Source organism: Arthrobacter methylotrophus, from assembly GCF_039539965.1.
Taxonomy (GTDB): Bacteria; Actinomycetota; Actinomycetes; order Actinomycetales; family Micrococcaceae; genus Arthrobacter; species Arthrobacter methylotrophus.
The window spans coordinates 3,882,624-3,906,720 of the sequence record NZ_BAABED010000001.1; the positions used below are offsets into that span (position 1 = coordinate 3,882,624).

Here is a 24,097-nt window from a genome sequence, read left to right on the forward strand (position 1 = left end):
CAACAGACCCGAAGGACAAAACATGATGCACGTGATCGGTGTCGATCTTGGTGGAACCAAGACCGCCGCCGGGGTTGTTGCCGCCGACGGGAGCGTGTTGTTTTCGGAGCAAATCCCCACGCTCAATCGCGAGGGTGGGAACGCCATTCTGGGTGCTACGGCGGCGCTCGTAGCACGGCTTCTGCGGCGCGCGGCAGGCGAGGGAATCGCCGTCGGGCGTGTCGGCGTCGGTTCTGCCGGCGTCATTGATGCTGCGAGCGGGACCGTGGTTTCCGCTACCGACTCGATCCTGGGGTGGGCCGGGACCGGGTTGGCTGCGGGCCTGGCGGAACGGCTGGGATTCCCGCGGGACTCGGTCAGGGCTGTCAACGACGTCCATGCGCATGCCTTGGGCGAGGCGTGGCGTGGGGCGGCTGCGGGGTCGTCGAGTTCGCTCATGGTGGCCTTCGGGACGGGAGTCGGCGGCAGTTTCGTGCTGGACGGATCTCCTGTTTTGGGGCATCGCTATGTGGGCGGCCACGTAGGTCATTTTGCGTCGCCGTATGCCTACCACGAAGGTAAGGCGCTCCCCTGCGTGTGCGGCGGTTCCGGCCATGTTGAGGCGATCGCTTCCGGCCCGGCCATCCATGAATCCTTCGTGCGTTTCGGCGGCTCGCCGGACGTACCGGATACCCGAGCCGTGTTTGCCCTGGCGCTCCATGGCGATGCTGCCGCCATCAAGGCTATCGGCGCGGGCGCAGGTGCCGCCGGACAGGCCCTCGGCGGGCTCGTCAACATCCTCGACCCGGAGACGGTAGTAGTTTCCGGTGGACTGGCAGACGCCGGAGATCTCTGGTGGAAACCCATGGAACGCGCCATGCGCAAGGAGCTCATGGGCCCGCTCGCTGACATTCCCGTGCTCCGTGCGGCGCTCGGGAACACCGCGGCCATTGTGGGCGCAGCCAAGCTTGTCCTGAACTAATAACGAAAACCTTGCAAGGAGACCCCATGATCCTGACCCCTGAAGGCCTCGAAGCCCTCCGTTCGCAGTTGATCGTCTCCTGCCAGGCCTATCCGGGCGAGCCCATGCGCGATCCCCGAACCACAGGCCAAGTGGCGGCGTCGGCGGTAATCGGTGGTGCTGCGGCAATCCGTGTCCAAGGCCTCGCGGACGTCCAGTTCACCCGAACGGCTGTCGAGGTCCCGGTGATCGGACTTTGGAAGGACGGCCACGATGGCGTCTTCATCACCCCGACGCTCCGCCACGCCCTCGCCGTCGCGAATGCCGGCGCCCACGTCGTAGCCATCGACGGCACGCGCCGAGCACGGCCCGACGGCCTGAGCCTCAAACAGACGATCGACGGACTTCACGCGGAAACGCATGCCTTGGTGATGGCCGATTGCGGTTCCTACGCCGATGCGGCGGCCGCGGTCGACGCGGGTGCGGACCTGATCGGCACCACGCTCGCCGGATACACCGGTGAACGTCCCAAGACCGATGGCCCCGACCTTGAGCTCCTAGCGGAGATCGCCGGCGCTGGACTAGGCACGCCACTCATCGCCGAGGGCCGCATCCATACCCCTGCCCAGGCCCGCCAAGCCCTCGACGCCGGTGCGTTCGCCGTCGTCGTGGGTACCGCAATCACGCATCCGGCCAGCATCACCGGCTGGTTCAAGGGTGCGATGCACGGCTAGCAGCGTCCGGTCGTCCCAAGGCTGCTCAATTCCGCTGGATCATTCGCATCTCGTGGGAAAACATCCGCGCAAACACAGGCTTGACGATTCGGCTTCGAGGAATGATCCCGCAGAATCCGTCGCCGGGTCCCTGATCCCAAGCTGCGTCCGGGCGTAGGCTTCTCCCATGGCTGAGGAGAACATCCGGGAATTCGATGTCATTGTGGTCGGCGCCGGAGCCGTGGGTGAGAACGTTGCAGACCGAGTGGCCCGGGGAGGCCTCACCACAGCGATTGTGGAGGCCGAGCTGGTCGGCGGGGAGTGCTCCTACTGGGCCTGCATACCGTCCAAAGCGCTCCTTCGGCCTGGAACTGCCCTGCACGCCGCCCAATCCGTGCCCGGAGCAGCCGACGCCGTGACGAAGGTCCTGGATGCCGCACCTGTCCTGAAGTACCGCGACTACTTCACCAACAAGTGGCAAGACGACGGCGCCGTGCAGTGGCTCGTAGACACAGGCATCGAACTGGTCCGTGGCCGGGCGCGCATCACGGGCCCCCGCGAAGTCCAAGTGGATGGCAAGGACGGCAACAGCTATTCGCTCAAGGCCCACCACGCCGTAGTCGTGGCCACCGGCTCCACACCGGTCATGCCGAAGATTGAAGGCCTGCGCGACGTCCCCTATTGGACAACCCGCGGCGCCACCTCGGCGCGGAGCATCCCTGAACGGTTCGTGGTGCTGGGCGGCGGCGTCGCCGGGGTCGAACTTGCCCAGGCGTTTGCCCGCTTGGGCTCGTCTGTCACGCTCGTTGCCCGGGGGAGGCTGCTCAGCACTTTTCCAGAGGAAGCCGCCCGACTGGTTGCCGCAGGGTTGCGGGCCGACGGCGTCGATCTCCGGCTCGGGACGGACACTACGCGCGTCGAACATGACGCGGACCATGCGTTCACCGTCACGCTCGGGGACGGGACGACCGTGGGTTGCGAGCAATTGCTTGTAGCGACGGGCCGGCGACCCAACCTGGACAATTTGGGGCTTGAGAACGTGGGGCTCGACGCCGAAGAAGGCAAGGCTTTGCGCCTCACCACCGACTCGAGCGGCTTGGTGGAGGGAACTGCCAGCGACGGTACCAGCGGGCTGTGGCTCTACGCGGCCGGCGACGCGGCGGGTTCGGCCCTCCTCACTCACCAAGGCAAGTACGAGGCCCGGGCCGCTGGCGACGCCATCGTGGCGCGTGCCAAGGGAACCCTCCACGGCGCGCCGAAACCTTGGAGCCCCCAGGCCAAGACAGCCGACGAATACGCGATCCCCAGCGTGGTGTTCACAGATCCGGAGCTCGCATCCGTGGGCCCGAGCCTCCAGCAGGCATTGCAGAAGGGCATCAACGCCACAACGGTGGAAGTCCCCATCAATGTGTCCGGCGCCCAGCTGCATTCGGAGAATTACGAAGGCTGGGCGCAACTCGTGGTGGACGAGGACCACAAAGTGGTGGTCGGGGCAACCTTTGCGGGGCCTGGCGTCGCTGAACTTCTGCACGGTGCCACCATCGCCATTGTGGGCGAAGTCCCCTTGGACAGGCTGTGGCATGCTGTGCCGTCGTTCCCCACGATCAGCGAGGTGTGGCTGCGGCTGCTTGAGAAGTACGGGTTGTGAGGATTAATGGACCTTTCTCCGGATAGACGTGTGCTGCTCAAGTCGATCGGGCTTGGAGCGGCCGGTATCGCGGGTATTTCAGTACTGTCGGCCTGCACGGGCGAAACCGCACACCCTGCATCGCAGGCGTCCGCATCACTGCTTCCGGTTCCCCCGGGCAGATCGAACCGCTGCTGGACCGGGCGAAGGTCACCAATGCCTTGGCTAAGCTCGACGGATTGGTCCAAGACGCCATGGGACAAACCGGGCTGCCGGGGATGGCTGTGGCCGTGGTGTACCAGGATGAGGTGGTGTACGCCAAGGGCTTCGGCGTCCGGGAGGTCGGGAAGCCGGAGCGGATCGGTCCTGACACGGTGTTCAAGCTCGCTTCGGTATCCAAGCCCTTGGCGTCAACCGTGGTGGCGGGCGTTGTGGGGCGGCAACTCATCAAATGGACCGACCCGGTCATTGAATCCGACAAGGGCTTCGCGCTCAAGGATGACTACGTCACCCGAAGTGCCACTTTTGCCGACCTCATGTCGCACCAGAGCGGCCTGAGAACAGCGTCGGGTGATCTGCTGGAAGACCTCGGATTCGACCGCTCGTACATCCTCAGCCACATCAACCAAGAGCCCCTTGATACCTTCCGCTCGAGCTACAACTACAGCAATTTCGGCTACACGGCAGGCGGCGAGGCAGCCGCCAAAGCGATGAAGATGTCTTGGGAGGATCTGGCGGACCAGATCCTGTTCCGGCCGCTGGGCATGTCCGCAAGCAGTTACCGCAACTCGGACTACGAGAAGGCGTCGGACAGAGCCGCCATCCACGTGCCGCTCGGGAACAAGCAATGGGCAGCGAAGTACCACCGCGACGCCGACTCCGAGGCTCCGGCGGGCGGTGCGAGTTCCTCGGTCCGGGACCTCGCCCAATGGCTCCGGCTGCAACTCGGCAACGGCAGCTTTGGGGGCAAGCCGGTTATCGATCCAACCGCCCTCCAAACGACTCATGTTCCGCATGCGGTTTCCGGACCGGCGTCGTCTCCGGCCGCTCGTTCCCGTTTCTATGGCCTGGGCTGGAACGTCTCCTATGACGATCAAGCACGTGTCCAGTTGGGACACTCCGGCGCGTTCAATCTTGGCACCGCCACCGCTGTTGCCATGCTCCCTGGGGAACAGCTAGCCATCGTGGCCTTGACTAACGGACGGCCACAGGGGATTCCCGAAGCAATTACCGCGGGTTTCCTGGACGCAGCGCAGCACGGTGCACCCACGGTCGATTGGCTGGCATTCACCGCTGGCATCTTCAAACAGCTCGATGACTCCGAGAAGCCGAAGGTCGACTACTCCAAGCTGCCTTCCAACCCTGCTCCGGCGCGGCCAAACAATGCGTACACCGGCACGTACGCGAACTCGTACTACGGCCCGCTCGTGGTCCTCGATCAGGACGGGAAACTCGCCCTGAAGATGGGGCCGGCGGGCAACCCGACTACTTTCCCGCTGGCCCACTTTGACGCCGACACCTTCAGCTTTGAGTCGATGGGAGAGAACGGAAATGGGCTCGCCGGTGCACTGTTTGCCGGAAGCGGCGGCGGCACTGCACCAAGCGTCACCCTCGATTTCTACGACAAGACAGGATTGGGGACTTTTACGCGGATCTCGTGACAGCAGGACAATGGATCTATTTGAACTGACCGGTCAGTTCAGTTACGATTTGAGTAGATACCAGATTCTGCGAAAGGTCCAATTGTGCTGTCCGCACAGCAACTCCAGATCGACGGCCGCCGGAATGATCTCCTGCCTCCCACCTCGCTCGAAGCCCAGCGCGGAGAGCTCCTCCTCGTGACCGGCGACGGCCAGGACCAGCGCACAGCCTTGGCCTTGGCACTCAGCGGCCGAATGAAGCCCGGCAAAGGACTCCTGAGCTGGGACAACTCCGTGAAGACCAAGAAGCTCCGGGCAGCGAGCGCCCTCATCGACGCTCCCGGCGTCAATGAACCGGAGCAGCACTTGAGCGTCCGCGACCTCGTGACGGAAGACCTCTCGCTCATTCCCCGCCGCTACCGAGGTGCCCTCCTCAGCAAGCCATGGCTCAAGGTCAATCGCTTCGAGGACATCGCCGGGCTGTGGATTGAGCAACTCCCGGCGGACCGCCGCTTCGAGTTGCTGACCGCCTTGGCCCTCGCGGATCCGGCCCTCGATCTGCTGGTACTCGACTCCCCGGACCGGCACAGCGCGAACCCTGCGGACTGGCTCCCGCGCCTGGAGCAGTTGGCGTACGACGCCGGGCGGCCGCTCGCCGTCGTCGCGGTCGTCTCAGCCCTCCCGGACAGCTGGCGCGGCCCGGCCGCGGTGATCGGCAACTCGGTCACGCATACGGCACCCGCGGCCCCCGCCGAACCCCTCCAAAACGCCCAAGAAGATCCCGAAGAAGCACCCGAAACCCTGCAAAGGACCGCAAAGTGACTGTTCTGCGGCTGGCCCGCTCCGAACTCAAGCGCATGACCGGCGGGCTCCTGCCCAAGCTGACCATCCTCGCCCTGACCATGGTGCCCCTCCTCTACGGAGCCGTGTACCTCTACGCGAACTGGGATCCCTACGGCAACCTCAACCAGATCGACGCCGCGTTGGTGGTCGAGGACGCGGGAGCCCAGCCGGCCAGCGGCCCCGAATTGCAGGCAGGCCAGAAGGTAGCCGACAGCCTCGTGGAAAGCCACGTCTTCAACTGGCAGCGGGTGACCACCACGGCCGAAGCCGACGCCGGCGTTGAATCGGGCAAGTACGCCTTCGCCCTGAAGATCCCGAAGGACTTTTCCGCCAACCTGGTCTCGCCGGGCAGCTTCGACGCCGCCAACCAGGCAATGCTCAACGTCACCACCAACGACGCCAACAACTACCTCCTCAGCACCATCGTGGACAAGCTCACCACCGCGGTGCACTCCACCGTGGCCAAGGAAGTGGGAGAGGAAACTGCCAACCAGCTCCTCACAGGCTTCGGCACCATCCACGCCTCCATCGTCAAGGCATCCGACGGCGCGGCCCAGCTCGCGGACGGCGTCGGCAAACTCAGTGACGGTGCCGCCACCCTCCACGACGGGACCAGCCAACTCAGCAGCGGCGCGTCCGGGCTCCTGGCGGGCCAAAGCCGACTGCGCGACGGAGCGAACCAGCTCAACGACGGCGCCGGGCAGCTCAGCACTGGACTCACAGAACTGAAGAACAAAACCGCGTCCCTCCCGGCAGACTCCCAAAAGCTCGCCGACGGCGCAGCTCAAGTAGCCGCCGGAAACGCGCAGCTTAATGCGAAGGTCCAGGACGTCGTCGGGCAGCTTTCCGCGTTCGACGCCGGAGCCCGGGACCGCGTGGTGGCCTCCAACGGGCGGCTCGTGTCCGCGGGAGTCATCACGCAAGACCAGGCCAACAAGATCCTGGCGGACTTCGACACTGCCGCCGCTTCCAGCCAAGTCACGGATGCCAAGGCCAAGATTTCGGCCGATGCCGCCCAGATCCAGCAGCTCTCCGACGGATCAGCCGCAGTCAGCGCGGGCGCCGCCAAACTCGCGGGCGCCACGCCTGCCCTGACCGGTGCCATCGGCCAGGCCTCGGCCGGCGCGGACCAGCTCAGCTCGGGCGCTGCGGCCCTGGCGGCAGGCGAACAGTCTGCTGTCAACGGCACGGCTTCCCTCGCTGACGGTGCGGCCAAGCTCGACGACGGCGCGGCGCAACTTGCGAGCGGCGCCGCCACGGCCGCAGACGGATCCCGCACCTTGGCGAGCGAGTTGGCGAAGGGCGCAGGCAAGGTCCCGAACCCGAACGACGCCCAAAAGAGCGAGGTGTCCAAGGTGATCGCGGATCCGGTCGCGGTCAACAACGTTTCCCAAGCCAAGGCCGGATCGTACGGCGCCGGCCTGGCCCCGTTCTTCCTGACACTCTCGCTCTGGATCGGCGTGTTCATGCTCGTCCAAGCGATGCGCCCCATCACCCAGCGGGCCCTGGCGTCGAACGCTCCGTCGTGGAAGATCGCCGTCGGTGGCTGGCTCCCCTTCTTTGTGGTCTCCGTGCTGCAGGCCAGCATCCTCACCCTCGTAGTGGACTTGGGGCTGGGCCTCAACGCGGCACACCCGGTGTGGATGTGGTTGTTCATGCTGGCCGCCGTCATGGCGTTCACGGCCCTCATCCAAGGCATCGTGGCTTTGCTGGGGACTCCTGGAAAGTTCGTGGTGTTGATCCTGCTGGTCCTGCAGTTGGTGTCCTCCGGTGGAACGTTCCCGTGGCAAACGACTCCGATGCCGTTGCACGTGGTCCACGAGATCATGCCGATGGGCTACGTGGTAACGGGCATGCGGCACTTGATCTACGGCGGCGAGCTGTCGATGATCTGGCCGATAGTCCTGGGCCTGTGTGGCTACACTGTGCTGGGAGCCGCGCTTTCCACGCTGGCCGTCCGAAAGCACAAGTTCTGGACCCTCAAGACCCTGAAGCCGGAGATCGCAGTATGAGCATGCAAGAGCCTGCGACGCAGGCCATCGAGGGCCCGGACGGCCCGGGTCCAGAGACTCCGGAAAAGAAGCTCCGTCCAGCCCGCACCAACGCGAGCAAACAGCGCCTCTTCGACGCTTCGATGGAACTGATCGGCGAGCGCGGCGCGGCAGGCGTCACGGTGGACGAGATCGCAGCCGCAGCCGGCGTGTCCAAGGGAACGGTCTACTACAACTTCGGCAGCAAGGCCGATCTGATCGCCCAGTTGCTGCGCCACGGCGTCGACATCATGCTCGGCCGGCTCCAAACCATCGAGGGACTGCACGCCGATCCGCTCGAGGCCATGGAAGCCATGCTTGGCCAAGCCATGGACTTCATGGACGACTACCCGTCCTTCGCGCGGCTCTGGATCAGCGAAAACTGGCGGACGCCCAGCGAATGGGGCAGCCTCTTCGTCGAACTCCGTAGCGAGTTGTTGGCAGTGATCGGCGCCGCGATCGAGAAGGTGGCCAGCGAATACACCGTGGATACGGGCATTGCCCGCGGCAGCCTCGAAGCGGCAATGTTCGGTGCGATCTTCGTTGTGGGCCTGGACCGGCAAACGTACAACCCGGAACGTACCCGGGAGCAAAGTGTCGCAGCCATCATGACCATGATGCGGGGCTACGTCCTGCGGTAACGGTATGGCAACTGCGGCGTCGTACGGGCGTGGCGATTCCGCCCGGTCGGGGATGATGGTTTCCATGCGCCTGGGGAACAGTGGAAAGCTTGCGATCATCTCTGCTGTAGTGTCGGCTGGCTTGCTGGTGTTGCTCGCGATCACCCTGGAGGAAACCGTGATGTACACGTTCCTCGCGGTCTTGGCGATCGGCTACCTTGCGTGCGTCGCGGAAGTCTTCGCGCGGCGACGCTACTTCATGCTGGTCCTCGGCACGATCGCATCGGCCTTGTTCATCGCTTTCGGAATCGCGTTCCTGCGCATGTGGGGCCTCGCCTTCAACCAGGACGAGAATGCCTTGGGCAGCGCGGTGAGCAGCAAAGATTCGGATATCTACTTCTACCTCGCAGCCGCCGCAGGCTGCAGTTCCCTGCTGGTCCTGTTTGTGGGTGCAGTCTGGCCATCCCGCAGGAACCGAGCGGCGGCGTCCCGCCCCGTGGCTCGGCCAGCGGCCCGATCTGCGCAGCGGCCTTCTTCCCGTCCTTCACTGGCGCCTGCCAGGGCCGCCCAGCGGCCGGCGGCCCGTCCGGCGTCAGGGGCGGTGAAGCGAGCTGTCCAGCGGAAACCAACACCCACACCGGCTACGCCCGCAAAGCGTCCGACGTCGGGGTCCTCTGCTCAGGGATCGCCAGTTCAGCGCAAGCCCGCTCCCAGGCGCTGACGATCTTCGGGCAACGCCGGGGCTGCAGCTTTGGCGCGCCGCTGCAGGACCGCCGTCGCCACGCCGCCCAATAGGAGGAGACCGCCAGCCAGTTCCGCCGTCGTCGGGATCTCTGAGATCAGCAACCAGGCCGCGGTCATTCCCACCACCGGAACCAACAAAGTAAACGGCACCACGGCTGAACTCGGGTAGAGGCTCAGCAGGCGATTCCAGATGCCGTAACCCACCAGTGAAGCGAACACCGCGGTGTAGAGGGCGCTCAGAATCGTGGCCGGTTGCAGATTGGTGAGGGTCCCGACGACGGCGGCAGGCCCGTCCACCATCAAAGACAAGGCTGCGAGCGGCAGCGGGACCACAGCCCCGGACCAGACCACCAGGCCCAGACCCGAAGCGGCCTTGGCTTTGCGTGCGATGATGTTTCCCGCAGCCCAGGACAGTGCCGCTGCGAGCACGATCATGAGCGGCACCACGGGCGCCACCAGGCTGCGTCCCACCGCGACCAGGGCAAGCCCCGCGACACCCAGTACCACACCTGTCAGTTGGCGTTTGCTGGGACGTTCTCCGAGGAACCGGGCGGCCAACAGCACCGTCAGGAGCACTTGGGCTTGCAGCACCAAAGAGGCGAGCCCGGCGGGCATGCCGAGGGCCATGCCCAGGTAAAGCAGGCCGAACTGCCCAGCGCTCATGAACAGTCCGACGCCGATGATCGCCTTCCAGCTGACATCCGGTTTGCGGACAAAGAAGATGCAAGGGAACACCACCAGCACGAAGCGCATCGCCACGAACAACAACGGAGGCACATTTGCCGCGCCACCGCTCCCGTTGCTGCCATTCCCGCTTGCGGGGTGCAGGCCAAAGTCGATCGCGACAAAATTCAGGCCCCAAAGGACGGCGACAAGGACGGCAAGTGCTGAGTGGCGGATGTTCACGATTCAACTCTGACAGTGATGCGGATGAAGCACCAGCGTTGAATTCTTCATCGAATCATGTACGTTTGCTTCATGATTGAGATTGCGGCCTTACGGGCCCTCGTAGCGGTGGAGCAGCAAGGCTCGGTGGTGGCTGCCTCGGAGGCGATGGGGTTCAGCCCTTCGGCGGTGTCCCAGCAGATCAAGAAGCTGGAGAAGCAGAGCGGCGTCACCGTCCTGGAGCGCCATGGCCGGGGCGTACTACTGACAGACCGCGGCATGGCGTTGGCCGAGTACGGACGCCGCATCCTGGGCGAATTGGAGGAGCTCCAGGCCACCTTGCTCGCCGACCCCTCGAAGCCAAGCGGCGTGCTGCGGCTCGTGGCGTTCTCCACGGCCTGCCGGGGACTGGTAGGGCCGATGCTGGGGAAACTCGGCACAGCCGGGGGTTCCTCTGCCGGTACTGCTCGCAGTTCCGGGCTTGAGGTCCGGGTGGTGGCCGAAGACCCGCGCGAGGCCGTCCAACGGGTCGCAAGCGGTGAAGCCGATCTCGGCGTGGTGCACAACTGGAACTCGGTACCCTTGGTCATTCCGGAAAACATGGTGCACGAGGACCTCTGCCTGGACACGGCCGACGTCCTGCTCAACTCTGCGCACCCGCTGGCCGACAGGACCGCCGTCGAGCCTTCCGATCTGGCGGACGAACGCTGGATCAGCACCCCCGCCGGCGCCATCTGCAACGAGGCATTGCTGGCGATCCTCGCGGGCCTCGGACGCGTGCCGGACATCCGCGTCTACGATCCCGACTTTTCCACGCATATAGCTATGGTCCAGCAGGGCGTCGCGGTGGCTTTGGTGCCCAGGCTTGGCAGGCCGGAACTTCCCCCCGGGTGGTAGCTGTCCCCGTGGTCAATCCGGTGCAGCAACGCCAAGTGGGAATCGTATACCGGAAGACCATGACGGCAAGCCCCAGCATCCGCCATGTTGTCCGCCTGCTGCAGGACGTGGCCGCGGGACTCGACGTGGGACTCAACGCGGGCTAGCGGCGCGGGCAAGCGGCGCGGGTCGCGCGAACTGGCAGCAGATGCCCCCTGGCGGCCTTGCAAGGGGCAGGAGCTGCCAGTTCGCGCCCCGAGGTTACTTCTTTGGACGCGGAACGGCGAAGTGGGTCAGGCGAGCATCCTGCCCATCGAGTTCGGCCCACGACTTCTCCAGCTCCATCACGGTCATGGCACTGGTGGGGTAACGGGTAGCGGCATCCATGTAGGCGTCATGGTCCGAGTCGCGGGAAGCCAGGTGCATGGCGAGGTCCTGCACTCCGGGCATGTGCGAGAAGATCATCAAGGTCGTGACGGTTTCCGGCACGTGGTTGATGACCGCCAACATGCGCAACGCGGAGGCGGCATACAGACCGTCCTCGAGTTTCGGCGTCGGCGCCTTGTCCCCCAGTTCGCTGCACACCCACGTGCAGGTCTGACGGGTCCGGAGGGCAGACGAGCAGAGGATGAAGTCCGGAATCACATGGTGCTTCAGGAGCCATTTCCCGGCTAGCGGCGCTTCCCGGTGGCCACGCTCGGCGAGGGGCCGCTCATGGTCCGGCACCCCGAGAGGCCAGTCCGATTTCGCATGCCGCATGATCACCAGACGCTTGATGTGATGCTCGCTCATCCCCCCACCCTACTATCCCAACTAGCTCACATTACTTGTCGTTTTGGGGCCTCGTAACGACAACAACTGCGAGCTAGTTGGGTGGGCCAAGAGCTTAGATTGAGTATTCCGGAGCGGCCCAGACGATGACCTCAGGGTGCTCGTAGAAACGGTATCCCTGACCGCGGACGGTGCGGACGGTGTTCGCGAGGCGGCCGAGCTTGGAGCGGAGACGCCGGATGTGCACGTCGATGGTGCGCTCGTTGGGAACCTCTTCGGCATTGCGCCACAAGCCCTCGAGGAGTTCATCGCGGCCGACGGTGCGGGTGCCGTTTTCAACGAGGTAGTTGAGCAGCTCGAATTCCTTGAACGTGAGGTTCAGGGATTCGCCATCGAGGTGCACTTCACGGCGGGCGAGGTCAATCAAGACGCCGGACGGGCGGGCTTCCTGGGCAGGCTGCGGGCGGAGCGCCTCAGAGCGCTGGCGATTGCCAACGGTGGGGTCACCGAAAGTCGAGCGGACGACGTCGAGCGCGGAACCGGGCGCACTGGACGGGGCTACCGCGACGGCGGCATAACTCTCGGCGCCGGAGACGAGGGACTGCGCGTAAGCGCGGATTTCCTGGGCGAGCTTGGCGATGGACGTTCCGGCAGCCGCCGCGGTGTCCTCGTCGATGCCCATGTAGAGCACGAAGCCACGGGCCACGTTGTCATTGGCAACAGGGCGGATGGAGCGGTCTGCGGGGGCCAGAACAGGCGTGGGCGCAGTCATCGGCGCGGCCTCGTTGGCAGGAACGGCCCGGAGCTGGCCGTAGGAGTTGGGGTTGTAGCCCTGGGGCACGTAGCCGGGTGCCTGGCTACCGCCCTGCGGTGCGGGCTGCGCGTAGGCCGGGCGGTTGCCGAAGCCGGGACGAAGGCCGGCGTTCGACGCGGCCTTATTGGCGTTACGGACAGAGATGTGGACGTATCCGGATGCAACTGACATGGATTGCTTACCTCAGGGTGAATAGCCGTCATCGCGGCTTCGAATGCTGATCTAGTCCCCGCAATGAGATGGGGAGGGGCGCCCGACGCTGGGCAGTGGGCGAATGCCTGAAACTTTTTGGGGTTGAAAGTTAGGCATGCATTCGACAACAGCTCATCGAAGAACCAGCGGGTGCGCTGGCTTCGATCGCTGCGGCTGCAGATGCTGTTGAGTTCTTGTTCACATTTGAAGTGTGCAACGTAACAAAGGGAACATGCAAGTAACAATGGACCAAATGGTCCACATTTTGAGACGAATCGCACTATTGTGCCGCACATCACAATTCACATATTGCTAAATGTGAGCCATTCTCGTTCGTCACAGTGGACGTCTTGACGGCAATATTCGAAGATAATTTTACCAGAATGGCATTTTTTGAATATTGAGTTACGTCACGCGCTTGCCCTTGAATCTCGCGATATGAAACAACCCTTGTCCAATCCTGGAACGGTGTCTCATGAAAATTCCCTGGTAAATCGTCTGCTAGGGCCTTTACAAACGCCCCCAGCCTCACGCCGCGTCGGTGGTTTCCAGCTTCGACCCAGGCCCCTGGCTTGGACCGGTACATGTCGGCATCGGCCTCCATGAGAAGCTGCCGCGGCAATTCTTCCCGTGCGTCGGGAAGCATCGGCCTCATCTCGGTTGTCACCGATTGGCCTACCGCGACCTCGACACGCAGCTTGGACTCTCCCACCAGGCACTCCGGATCGAAGCTGTTCAAGATGCGGGAAGCGACCACGGCGATTTCCTCGGGCGATTCCAGGGCCGGAGGAAGAATGACGAATTCATCACCGGTGTAGCACGCGACCGTATCGATGCCGTGGACCGCCCCGGCGAGGCGTCCGGCGACATGGCCGAGGACTTGGTCCCCCGCGGCGTGGCCATAGGTGTGATTGATGTCCCCGAACCCATGTGGTCGAAGAGAACCAAGCGATATTGCTCCGTCAGGAACGGGAGAATCCGGTCCCACATCTTCTGGTCCATGCCAAAACCGTGGGCGAACATCAGGACCTGGCCGTCCAAGGCCCCCAAGACCGTGACGTTGTGCCGCTCAACCATCGACACGGTCATGGGAACCCCACCTTTTCTGTGCTACCGGGCCGACCCGCTCCCGCACTATCCGCACTATCCGCACTATCCGCACTATCCGCACTATCCGCACTATCCGCACTATCCGCACCGGGATCGTCCATGAGCCCACGTCCAGCCTCTTGTCATCCCACTGCGGCATGTTGCCCGAAGCAAGACAGGACTATGCAAGTCACATCGTATCCGGCGTCTCACCTCCCCGCATCGTCTCTCCTGGCCGGCCGCCGTAACGCTGTCAACTACGCTCAGTGAGGGTTAGTTGGTGGTGCCCGATCCTTGGGAACTTGATGCGGTTGCAGTCACGATCTGAATGGACTGGGCCGTGTACTTGTCGGATTCCTTGAGCGCAGTGACCCTCACGTTGGATCCGGACTTCACATCGGCAAGGGTCAGAGTCGTGCCAGTGCTTCCGCCTCCGCGTTGCCGCATGCCTTCCGCCACCACGACGTCCGTTCCCAGAGCATAGCTGCGGGTGAATCCATCTCCGCTCTTGACTGTCATGGAGCTTGCCGAAATATCAGTGACCGTACCCAGCTGGCCCGCCATGGTGACGTAGCTGCCGTTCTGGAGGACCACATATTCCGAGTGGACTGCAGCGTTCAGGCCGCCCATGCCCACCCCGAGGCCGCCCGGACCTGCGTTCGTCCCGCCTGGGCCACCGAATCCGCCCTGGCCGTTCTGCCCGGCGCCCGGCCCCTGCGTGTTGGTGCTATCAGCTGCCGCGGTCCCGTTTCCTGCGGCATATGCACCGGCTCCTGCCGCCGCAGCGACCACGACCGCGACGCCGCCAACGATGAGCCCCTTCTTCAGGCTCCAACTCTTGAAGAACGAAGGCCGGGGTTGCCCGGGGTTGTGTTGCTGCGGCGCACCCCACCCCGCGGCAGGCTGCTGGTTCACCGGCGGCTGCGGCGCACCCGGCGCACCCCACCCCGCGGCAGGCTGCCCAGAATCATCAAGGGGGCGAATCACCGGTTGCGGGTGCCCATTCTCCGGCTCGGAGCCAGGTACGGAGGGGTTGTTTTGCTGATCCATGGTGTTCTCCATCGAAGTCGAGATTGTTTGGTCGTGGTTGTTGCTGTCCCCAACAGCGTCGGCCGTTTTGCTGTGCGTTGGCTGTGTCGAACTGCAGGCTTGCCTGTGACCTGCAGCAGCGTTGTGTCGGAGGCCCGGCCGCAACCCAGCCGGCCCCGCCCCAGCCGGGCCCGCCCCGTATGGCCCCGCAAGAACGCCATCACAGCGCGTTGGACGTACCGTGCCTCTGGACAGCTCGCTAGGCTGGGACTCACAGGGTGCTCACAGCATCGGCTCAGCACTGGCAAAACGGCAGATTGGAGAGTTATCTCATGGCATCCTCGCACTCCATGACCAACAACCTCCCGCAGCTTAGCCACCCGGACGGTTCCCCCATCCGCGCCTTGGTGGTGGACGACGAACCCAGCCTCGCCGAACTCATGAGCATGGGCCTGCGCATGGCAGGCTGGTCGGTGGCCGTGGCGTGCGACGGTCCCGCTGCGGTCAAGCTCGCCAAGGACTTCCGGCCGGATGTCCTGGTGCTCGATGTGATGCTTCCCGGATTCGACGGCGTTGAACTGTTGGGCAGGATCCGCGCCTTTGCGCCTGAGGTTCCCGCGCTCTTCCTTACCGCGAAGGACGACGTCCAGGACCGCATCCTTGGACTAGCCGCCGGCGGGGACGATTATGTCACCAAGCCGTTCAGCATGGAGGAAGTCCTGTTGCGCCTGCACCGACTGGTCCAGCGCTCGGGTGTGGCCGCGATGGACACGGCCGAACTGGTGGTGGGCGACCTGACCCTCAATGTAGATACCCGCGAGGTCACCCGAGGGGGCGAAGACATCCCGCTCACGGCAACCCAGTTCGAGCTCTTGCGCTACCTCATGGAAAATCCCAAGCGCGTGGTCAGCAAAGCCCAGATCCTGGACCGCGTCTGGGACTACGACTTTGGCGGCCAAGCCAACATCGTTGAGCTCTACATCTCTTACCTGCGCAAGAAGATCGAGGCCAACCACCCGCCCATGATCCACACAGTGCGCGGGGCCGGTTACGTCATCAAGCCTGCCGAATAGCCCGGAGCGCCGTATGTCCGCACTCTCGGGTATCCCCCGCCAATCCGATCATCAGTGGTTCAACCCTTCAACCTGGCATTTGCGCACGCGCCTGATCCTGGTCTCGATGGCGCTCCTCGTCGCCATTTGTGGAGCCGTGGGCGTGGTCAGTTACGCCTCCATGGACCTGTTCCTCACCAAGCAGCTTGACCAGCAACTCGTGCAGGCCTCCCATGGCCGCCCGCCCGCTGGAGATCCGAATGGGCGGCCGGATCCTTTGGATGCCCGCGGCCAAAGCATCGGCACGCTGAACGCACGCATTGCCGGCGGGCAAGTGAGCAGCGATGCCGGATTCTTGTCCTCCGACGCCACCCGTACGTCTTTGACCGCCAACGACGCCGCCGCTCTGTTGGCGCTCCCCCCCAACGGGCGCGCGGTTGATCTGAACCTTTCCAACGGTGGCTACAGGGTGGTGGCGAGCGCAACCCCCTACGGCGATGAGGTCATCACCGGGCTGCCCCTCGCATCGAAGGAGAACACCGAGGCCTTGCTTGTCTGGACCATGGTCCTGGTTTCCTTGGGAGGCTTGGTGTTGATCGGGCTCGCGGGAACTGTTCTGATCCGCCGCACCATGCGTCCCCTGGAGCAGCTTTCCGACGTCGCCACGAAGGTGTCCAAGCTTCCGCTCGACGCCGGCGAGGTGGCGCTCGCGGTGCGCGTTCCGGCGTCGGCGGCTCACCCAGGAACCGAGGTGGGCAGCGTCGGCCACGCTTTGAACCTCATGTTGGACAACGTCTCCAACGCGCTCGAGGCCCGGCAGCAGAGCGAAACCAAGGTGCGCCAGTTCGTGGCCGACGCCTCGCACGAGCTGCGCACTCCGCTGACCGCCATCCGCGGCTACACCGAACTCTTGCGCATGACCGAAACGTTCACCGAAGACGGCCGCAAGTCGCTGGCCCGGGTTCAAAGCCAGTCCGAACGCATGACCACCCTCGTGGAGGACCTCCTTCTGCTGGCCCGGCTTGATGAAGGCAAGGCCCCGGTGTTCACCGATGTGGACCTCACGCAGTTGGTGGTGGAGACCGTCAGCGATGAGAAGGTCATGGCTCCCGAGCACGTCTGGCAGCTCAAGTTACCGGACGAGCCCCTCACCGTCCGCGGCGATACCACGCAACTCCACCAGGTCCTGGCCAATCTGCTCTCCAACGCCCGCAAACACACGGAGGCGGGAACCACCGTTGTCACGGGGGTCATGCGCTCCGCCGATGGCAGTGCCGTGGTTACCGTGACCGATAACGGACCAGGCATCCCGCGCGAATTCCAGGGCAGGATCTTCTCGCGCTTTGCCCGTGCCGATGCGGCCCGCTCCGGTTCCGAGGGCACGTCAGGGCTCGGCTTGTCGATTGTGGAATCCATCGTCCAAGCCCACGGCGGTACCGTTGAAGTGACCTCGCGGCCGGGCCGGACGGAATTTGCCGTGCGCCTTCCAGCGGTCAGGACCGCCCTGGCCTGAAAGTGCACAAAGAAGCGTTCGACGACGGATGGTGGCGGGCGCAAGTCGACTCACCGGCGTCGTGATCTCCGTTACCCAAATGTGACTTAAGCGGAATCCTCCTGTACCGTCGATGGGTGCGCGGGATCGTTCCTGCCACCGCCGGGTAGGCGCCGAGCTCTGCCCCTCCCCGGTGCCAACAGTCCAGGCAGAGACGGGGGACCCAGGTCTCCGGGCAAGCGCTCATGTTGAGCCGGCCCTAGGGGTGAAGCCGTACCGCCACGATTCTCAGTGGCCACGGCCGGATGACCTCATCCGAATCCGACAGCTAACTCCGCAGGCGTTGAGAGGCAATCATCATGTCTGGTTCCAAGAATCAGTCGCGCCCTGTTGCGCGCCACCGCGGCGAACCTGCCGGAAAAAACAAGTCACGTACCACTTTGCGGCGAGTCGCGGCAAACCTCGGCACCGGCCAGCGGATGGCCGTTGTTGCCGGCGTTGTTGCCGTGTTCATTGGCGCAGGTGCGGCCACCCAAGCCGCCGGTCAAGCCCTCGATGCCCAGGACATGAGCCGGGCTTCCGAATCACGCACGGTACAGCCCTCAGCCACCGCGTCGGCGGCAGCCACGCCGTCGGCGAACGCTAGCTCCAAGCCGAGCGCCGCCCCGAGCCAGGCACCTTCCCCCGCTCCGAGCACCGGAGCACCCCAAGCACCCGCGCCCGCCGCTCCAGCGCCCGCCCCGGCAGCACCGGCAGCACCGGCCGCTCCTGTGGCCGTCGATGACCCCGCCGGCGCCCAGGCCTACGCCGCGAGCGTGCTTTCCTCCTACGGTTGGGGCCCGGGCGAAATGTCCGCCTTGACCACCCTGTGGAACAAGGAATCCGATTGGCGGACCACTGCCACCAACGCTTCCAGCGGCGCGTACGGCATTGTGCAGTCGCTTCCGGGCGAAAAGATGGCTTCCGAAGGCGCCGACTGGCAGAGCAACTACCAAACCCAGATCCGTTGGGGCCTGAACTACATCAAGGAACGCTACGGATCACCGTCTGCGGCTTGGGCCTTCCACTTGGCCCACAACTGGTACTAGACCGGCAAACAGGCATCGATGCGCGCGAGGTCCGTCCCACCAAGGGGCGGACCTCTGCGCCTTTGACCAGGCACATATCCACAGCCACGTCACAGGTTCCGCCTAAAGCCTTCATATTCCGCCGCGGCACTCTGGATACATGACGCTCATCGAATCCACCACAGGAACCTTGAAGGACCCCGCGGTGGTGCCGCCGCGCCTTCCCCACCAACCGAGCACCCCTGCTCACCGTTTCCCCCTCCAAGAAGGCGCTGTGCGACGCGCCCCTGTGGACACCCACACCACCATCCCCGTCCTCGATGTCACCATCCCGGTCTTCAATGAGGAGCACGACCTCGAAGAGTGCCTGCGCAGGCTCCACGACCACTTGCGCGAGTCCTTCCCGCACGGCTTCCGCATCACCGTGGCGGACAACGCCAGCACGGACAGCACCTTGAAAATCGCCGAGCGCGTGGCCAGGGAACTTCCGGAACTAGCGGTGGTCCATCTTGAGGAGAAGGGACGCGGCAACGCCTTGCGCAAGGTGTGGCTCGCCTCGCCGTCGCCGGTCCTGGCCTACATGGACGTGGATCTGTCCACGGACCTCGCCGCACTGGCACCCCTCTTGGCGCCGCTGATCTCCGGCCATTCAGACCTTGCCATCGGCACCAGGCTGACGCGCAACTCCCGGGTTGTCCGCGGGCCCAAGCGCGAATTCATCTCGCGCAGCTACAACCTGATGCTGCACTCGTTCATGGGAGCCCGCTTCAGCGATGCCCAATGCGGCTTCAAAGCGATCCGGGCCGATGTGGCACAACAGATCCTCCCGCACACCTTGGACAACTCGTGGTTCTTCGACACCGAGCTCCTGGTCCTTGCCGAACGCTGCGGTCTCCGTGTCCATGAGGTTCCCGTCGACTGGATCGACGATCCCCACTCCAGCGTGGACGTGGTGCGCACCGCTTTGGCCGACATACGCGGCATGGTCCGGCTCACCCGGGACCTGCTCTCCGGACGTATTCCCATCCCGGAACTGCGTGCGGCGCTTGCGCGCGGGCCACTCCCGGCGTCGTCGCGTACGGCGGAGCAGAATCCGCGCAGCAGCCTCTTCGGGCAATTGGTGCGTTTCGCCGCCATTGGTGCTGTATCGACCCTCGCCTATGTACTGATCTTCCTGTTGTGCCGTGGCTTTATGGATCCGCAGCTCGCCAACTTCCTTGCCTTGCTCGTCACGGCCATTGCCAACACGGGCGCTAACCGGCGCTTCACTTTCGGCATCCAGGGCGGCAACCCCGCACGCCACCATTTCGAGGGATTGATCGTCTTCGGCATCGGCCTTGCCCTCACTTCAGGAGCGCTCGCGTTAGTGCACAGTACGACGACGCCGGACCGTTGGGGCGAGCTCCTCACAGTAGTCGCAGCGAACCTCGCCGCCACCGCAGTCCGCTTCCTCCTGTTCCGGCTCTGGGTCTTCCGGCAGCCAGCCCGGCCAACAGCGCCAGAGCAGCCAACAGCGCCAGAGCAGCCGGCACCCACCACACAAGCCACCGCGCACACAGAAACGGCAGCATCATGACCTCCACGATTACTCCCGCAAGCACGGGAACCGCCGTCGAAACTGCCGACGAGGCACACGGCCGCCACTCGATAGGACCATCAGCTCCCGGCGGCACTCCGCGCTGGACCCGATACGCTTTTGGCGGGCAACCTCGTTGGGTACGGCCGTCCGCCGCGGGGCTCCTCATAGCCACCGCGTTCCTCTATCTCTGGAATCTCGCGGCCACGGGCTACGGAAACTCCTTCTACGCCGCCGCCATCCAGGCCGGCACCAAGAGCTGGACGGCTTTGCTGTTCGGTTCGCTCGACGCCGGGAATGCCATCACCGTGGACAAGCCGCCGGCCGCCCTGTGGATCCCTGCGCTGGCGGGCCGGATTTTCGGCTTCTCGCCCCTGAGCATGCTGGTTCCCGAGGCGCTCATGGGAGTGGCCGCCGTCGGGCTCCTCTATTTGACGGTCAAGCGCGTGTCCGGGCCGGGCGCGGGCTTGCTGGCCGGCGGCGCCTTGGCACTGACTCCGGTGGCGGCGCTCATGTTCCGGTTCAACAATCCCGACGCCATGCTGACCCTGTGCTTGGTGCTCGCGGCGTACTTCACCACCCGTGCCATCGAACGCGCGGGCTGGAAGTGGCTCGCCGCGGCAGGCGCAGTGGTGGGCCTGGCGTTCCTGAGCAAGATGCTGCAGGGATTCCTGATTGTTCCGGGCTTGGGACTCGCGTACCTCTGGGCCGCCCCCACCCCGTTGCGGCGCAGGCTGCTGCACCTGCTCGGCGCCTTGGCCGGTATCGCAGTGGTAGCCGGCAGCTACATCGCCCTCTTCCAGCTCACTCCGGCTTCTGCACGGCCTTACATGGCGGGATCGCAAACCAACAGCTTCCTTGAGCTCACTTTCGGCTACAACGGGCTGTCCCGCATCACCGGCTCGGGCGAAGGCGGCCCTGGCGGCGGTGGCGCTGGAGCACCCGGGGGCGCCTTCGGTGGCGGTGGTGGCGGCAACGCCGGCTTCGGCGGAACTGCCGGGATCACCCGCATGTTTGGCACGAGCTTCGGCGCCGAAATCTCCTGGCTCCTGCCTGCCGCGCTGATCCTGCTGGCCGCCGGCCTGTGGTTCACCCGCCGGGAAGCGCGTGCATCGCGTACCCGGGCCTCGCTCCTCCTGTGGGGTGGCTGGTTCCTGGTGACCGCGGGAATCCTCAGCTTCATGAGCGGCATCGTCCACCCGTACTACGCGGTAGCGCTCGCACCGGCCATCGCCGCCTTGGTGGGCATTGGCAGCGTTGAGCTGTGGCGTGGCCGCGGGTATTGGCCAGCCAGGATTGTCTTGTCCGTGGTAATCCTCGGTAGTTCAGCGTGGTCCGCGGTTCTCTTGGGCCGTGACGCCTCATGGCTTCCATGGTTGCGCATCGCGATCGTCGTCCTAGGCGTGGTAGCGGCCGCGGCAATCCTGCTTCGCGTCGACTCGCTGCGCTTTGTCGCTCAGAACACGGCCGGCCGGTTCCGGAACGCGGCTGCCGCGGCCGTCGTCGTCGTTTCCCTTCTGGCCGGCGGACTCGGTACTGCGGCGTGGACGCTCGCGACGGCGGCGACCGCGCACTCCGGTTCCATCCCGACGTCGGGACCCTCCGGTTCCGCCACGGGCGGCTTCGGAAACCGCACCAGGGGCTTTGGCGGCGGCACCATGGGCCAATCCGCGGGGCAGGCTGCAGGCGGCCCCGGTTCCGAGGGAACGGCCGACGCCGGGTTGACCGCGCTGCTGACGTCCACCACCACGAAGTGGTCCGCGATCGTCTCCGGGGCCACACAGGCAGCCAGCCTTGAGCTCGCCACGAACACCAACGTGATTGCGCTCGGCGGCTGGAATGGCGGCGATCCTTACCCGACACTGGCACAATTTCAAGACATGGTGGCCAAGGGACAAATCGGCTACTACATCGCCGGTGGCGGCCTGGGCGGCGGCGGATTCGGCGGCCAAGGCGGAAACTCCGAGGTAGCCGCTTGGGTGCAAGCCAACTTCCAAGCCCAGACGGTGGGCAACTCCACCGTCTACAAGCTGACAAAGTAGATTCCGATGACCACTTCCTCTTCCACAGACACCGGTTCCAAGCCAGGGCAGCCCGCTCAGCCATCGCGATTGCTTGAGCCGGCGCTCCCGGAAGGGCCCGCTCCCCGCGAACCGGGCAGCCCCGGAACAAGGGGCGAACGCCGGAACCGGGGCCCGCATGTCCTGCGACACCGTCTGGAGCTCGCTATCGTGCTCCTCGCGACGGCGGTCCTGTACCTCTGGAACCTTGGCGCCTCCGGCTGGGCCAACCCGTTCTATTCCGCGGCAGCCCAGGCCGGTTCGCAGAATTGGGCAGCCTGGTTCTTCGGATCATCCGACGCCGCCAACTCCATCACGGTGGACAAGCCGCCGGCGTCGCTATGGATCATGGGCCTCTCAGTGCGGATCTTCGGGCTAAGCTCCTGGAGCATCCTGGTACCCGAGGCACTCATGGGTGTCGCCACCGTGTGGCTGCTGTACGTGGCGGTCCGGCGCGCGGCGGCCCCTGCTCTGGACGATCCGCGGCTCGCGCACCGGGCGGGGCTGCTGGCCGCCGTCGTCATGGCCATCACCCCGGTGGCAACCCTCATGTTCCGTTTCAACAATCCGGACGCCCTGCTGGTGCTGCTCATGACGGCCGCCGGCTACGCCACGCTCCGTTCCATCCAGGAGAACAAGCTCCGCTGGATCCTGTTGGCCGGGGTGTTCCTGGGCTTTGGCTTCCTCACCAAACAACTCCAGGTGCTCCTGGTGGTTCCCGGTTTTGCCGTGGCGTACGTGGTTGCCGCCCAAGGTGGAGTAGGCCGTCGCCTGCTTCGGCTGCTCGGCGCAGGAGCAGCCATGGTGGTCTCGGCAGGATGGTGGCTCGCCGTCGTCGAACTCATTCCCGCGAATATGCGGCCATACATTGGCGGTTCACAGAACAACTCGATCCTGGAACTGACGCTCGGCTATAACGGCTTGGGCAGGCTCAGCGGCGACGAGACCGGAAGTGTTGGCGGGGGCAACGGCTGGGGAGTTCCCGGGCTGCTCCGGATGTTCAACAGCGAGTTCGGAGGCCAGATTGCCTGGTTGCTGCCGTCCGTGCTGCTCCTCGCGGGAGGGCTGCTGTGGCTGGGTCGGCGCGCCCCCCGCACTGACGGCGTCCGCGCCTCGGTGATCGTGTGGGGTTCGTGGGTGCTGGTCACCGGACTGGTTTTCAGCTTCATGGCGGGCATCATCCACCCCTACTACGCGGTAGCGCTGGCTCCGGGGATCGCCGGACTCGCCGGTTTGGGCGGGGCGCTTTTGTGGCAGCACCGCGCGCAGCTCGTGGCTGCGGTTCTGCTTGCCGCAGCCGTGACCGCTGCCGGATTGATGGCGTTCGGCCTCCTGGGCAGCACCCCGACCTTCGTGCCGTGGTTGCGGTGGCTGGTGTTGTTTGGTGGTTTCGCCGCCGCAGCCGGACTGCTCGCGGGACGCTTCGCCTCGCCTCTCCTCCAACGCACGACGGCGGTGCTCGCCCTCGCGGCCTCGCTCGCCGGCCCTCTGGCGTACTCCATTTCAACGGCATCCGTACCGCACAGTGGCGCAATCGTCAGCGCCGGTCCCGCCACCGGATTCGGTGGCTTCGGCGCAGGCGGCTTCGGCGCAGGCGGCTTCGGGCAAAACACGCCGCCTCGACCCCTCCAGCAGCCGGGGACCCAAGGCGGCTTTGGTGGCGCTCGGCAAGGCGGCATGGGCGGCTTGCTCGGCGCCAGCACGCCGTCGTCGGAATTGGTTTCCGCGCTGAAAACCGGAGCTGCGAACTACACTTGGGCGGCCGCCGTCGTTGGCTCCAACAATGCGGCCGGTTACCAGCTGGCCACCGAGCTGCCGGTCATGGCGGTGGGCGGCTTCAACGGCACGGACCCTGCCCCCACGCTCCAGCAGTTTGAACAGCTCGTGGCGCAAGGCAAGATCCACTACTTCATTGCCAGCGGGACCATGCAAGCCAACAGCGGATCGAACGATCCGGCCCAGATCGCGCAATGGGTGGCTGCGAACTTCCAAGCACAGACCATCGGCGGGACCAGTGTGTACGCGCTGGCGGGCTAA

The 24,097-nt window shown here is 65.0% G+C and carries 20 protein-coding genes, 1 pseudogene and 1 riboswitch; of the genes and pseudogenes, 16 read left to right on the top strand and 5 right to left on the bottom strand.

Annotated features, from left to right (window positions below; genetic code table 11):
* Positions 1-22 precede the first annotated feature (22 nt).
* The 8 genes from ABD884_RS19970 (at position 23) to ABD884_RS20005 (ending at position 9,134) form a co-directional block, all read left to right on the top strand.
* Positions 23-961 carry an ROK family protein gene (locus tag ABD884_RS19970; protein WP_345050446.1) on the top strand — a complete coding sequence of 313 codons (939 nt, stop codon included), beginning with the start codon at positions 23-25 and terminating at the stop codon, positions 959-961.
* 26 nt (positions 962-987) lie between these two features.
* Positions 988-1,674: an N-acetylmannosamine-6-phosphate 2-epimerase gene (locus ABD884_RS19975; protein WP_345050449.1), complete on the top strand. Its 687-nt coding sequence runs from the start codon at positions 988-990 to the stop codon at positions 1,672-1,674.
* Between the two features lie 166 nt (positions 1,675-1,840).
* The gene (locus tag ABD884_RS19980; RefSeq protein WP_345050454.1) at positions 1,841-3,301 is read left to right on the top strand and encodes a dihydrolipoyl dehydrogenase family protein; all 1,461 of its coding nucleotides are present in this window, start codon (positions 1,841-1,843) and stop codon (positions 3,299-3,301) included.
* Between the two features lie 200 nt (positions 3,302-3,501).
* Positions 3,502-4,941 (top strand): serine hydrolase, encoded by a 1,440-nt coding sequence (locus ABD884_RS19985; RefSeq protein ID WP_345050458.1) that lies wholly within the window; start codon positions 3,502-3,504, stop codon positions 4,939-4,941.
* 84 nt (positions 4,942-5,025) lie between these two features.
* Positions 5,026-5,742, top strand: a complete 717-nt coding sequence (locus tag ABD884_RS19990; protein ID WP_345050461.1) for an ABC transporter ATP-binding protein — start codon at positions 5,026-5,028, stop codon at positions 5,740-5,742.
* Positions 5,739-7,775, top strand: coding sequence for a YhgE/Pip family protein (locus ABD884_RS19995; protein ID WP_345050466.1), 2,037 nt, complete (start codon positions 5,739-5,741; stop codon positions 7,773-7,775). The genes ABD884_RS19990 and ABD884_RS19995 overlap by 4 nt, the downstream gene beginning before the upstream one ends.
* Before the next feature lie 2 nt (positions 7,776-7,777).
* A complete protein-coding gene (locus tag ABD884_RS20000) occupies positions 7,778-8,434 on the top strand; it encodes a TetR/AcrR family transcriptional regulator (protein ID WP_345055104.1) in 657 nt (218 codons plus the stop codon).
* A gap of 4 nt (positions 8,435-8,438) precedes the next feature.
* Entirely contained in the window at positions 8,439-9,134 is a 696-nt protein-coding gene (locus ABD884_RS20005) for a hypothetical protein (RefSeq protein ID WP_345050469.1), read from the top strand.
* Here ABD884_RS20005 and ABD884_RS20010 read toward each other — a convergent pair.
* The gene (locus tag ABD884_RS20010; RefSeq protein ID WP_345050474.1) at positions 9,107-10,063 is read right to left on the bottom strand and encodes an EamA family transporter; all 957 of its coding nucleotides are present in this window, start codon (positions 10,061-10,063) and stop codon (positions 9,107-9,109) included. The genes ABD884_RS20005 and ABD884_RS20010 overlap by 28 nt on opposite strands.
* Positions 10,064-10,135: 72 nt before the next feature.
* Here ABD884_RS20010 and ABD884_RS20015 point away from each other — a divergent pair.
* A pseudogene (locus tag ABD884_RS20015) lies at positions 10,136-11,085 on the top strand (LysR family transcriptional regulator).
* 94 nt (positions 11,086-11,179) lie between these two features.
* Here ABD884_RS20015 and ABD884_RS20020 read toward each other — a convergent pair.
* From ABD884_RS20020 to ABD884_RS20030, 3 genes are all read right to left on the bottom strand, one after another.
* Positions 11,180-11,710: a SixA phosphatase family protein gene (locus ABD884_RS20020; RefSeq protein WP_345050478.1), complete on the bottom strand. Its 531-nt coding sequence runs from the start codon at positions 11,708-11,710 to the stop codon at positions 11,180-11,182.
* 94 nt (positions 11,711-11,804) lie between these two features.
* The gene (locus ABD884_RS20025) at positions 11,805-12,674 is read right to left on the bottom strand and encodes a winged helix-turn-helix domain-containing protein (RefSeq protein WP_345050481.1); all 870 of its coding nucleotides are present in this window, start codon (positions 12,672-12,674) and stop codon (positions 11,805-11,807) included.
* 316 nt (positions 12,675-12,990) lie between these two features.
* Positions 12,991-13,683: a GGDEF domain-containing protein gene (locus tag ABD884_RS20030; protein WP_376954780.1), complete on the bottom strand. Its 693-nt coding sequence runs from the start codon at positions 13,681-13,683 to the stop codon at positions 12,991-12,993.
* 12 nt (positions 13,684-13,695) lie between these two features.
* Between ABD884_RS20030 and ABD884_RS26240 the strand changes: the two genes are divergently transcribed.
* Positions 13,696-13,908, top strand: coding sequence for a hypothetical protein (locus ABD884_RS26240; protein WP_425548299.1), 213 nt, complete (start codon positions 13,696-13,698; stop codon positions 13,906-13,908).
* A gap of 149 nt (positions 13,909-14,057) precedes the next feature.
* Here the strand turns inward: ABD884_RS26240 and ABD884_RS20040 are convergent, their stop codons facing one another.
* Positions 14,058-14,834, bottom strand: a complete 777-nt coding sequence (locus tag ABD884_RS20040) for a hypothetical protein (protein ID WP_345050494.1) — start codon at positions 14,832-14,834, stop codon at positions 14,058-14,060.
* 311 nt (positions 14,835-15,145) lie between these two features.
* On the opposite strand from ABD884_RS20040, the gene ABD884_RS20045 reads away from it, so the two are divergent.
* The 6 genes from ABD884_RS20045 (at position 15,146) to ABD884_RS20070 (ending at position 24,097) form a co-directional block, all read left to right on the top strand.
* The gene (locus ABD884_RS20045) at positions 15,146-15,886 is read left to right on the top strand and encodes a response regulator transcription factor (protein ID WP_345050497.1); all 741 of its coding nucleotides are present in this window, start codon (positions 15,146-15,148) and stop codon (positions 15,884-15,886) included.
* A gap of 13 nt (positions 15,887-15,899) precedes the next feature.
* On the top strand, positions 15,900-17,378 hold the full coding sequence (locus tag ABD884_RS20050; RefSeq protein ID WP_345050502.1) for a sensor histidine kinase: 1,479 nt from the start codon (positions 15,900-15,902) through the stop codon (positions 17,376-17,378).
* A gap of 163 nt (positions 17,379-17,541) precedes the next feature.
* Positions 17,542-17,714, top strand: a riboswitch (cyclic di-AMP (ydaO/yuaA leader).
* A gap of 2 nt (positions 17,715-17,716) precedes the next feature.
* A complete protein-coding gene (locus ABD884_RS20055) occupies positions 17,717-18,445 on the top strand; it encodes an aggregation-promoting factor C-terminal-like domain-containing protein (RefSeq protein WP_345050505.1) in 729 nt (242 codons plus the stop codon).
* A 139-nt stretch (positions 18,446-18,584) separates the two neighbouring features.
* Entirely contained in the window at positions 18,585-20,000 is a 1,416-nt protein-coding gene (locus tag ABD884_RS20060; RefSeq protein WP_345050509.1) for a glycosyltransferase, read from the top strand.
* On the top strand, positions 19,997-22,042 hold the full coding sequence (locus ABD884_RS20065) for an ArnT family glycosyltransferase (protein WP_345050513.1): 2,046 nt from the start codon (positions 19,997-19,999) through the stop codon (positions 22,040-22,042). Before ABD884_RS20060 ends, ABD884_RS20065 begins: the two co-directional genes overlap by 4 nt.
* A 6-nt stretch (positions 22,043-22,048) precedes the next feature.
* A complete protein-coding gene (locus ABD884_RS20070) occupies positions 22,049-24,097 on the top strand; it encodes an ArnT family glycosyltransferase (RefSeq protein WP_345050517.1) in 2,049 nt (682 codons plus the stop codon).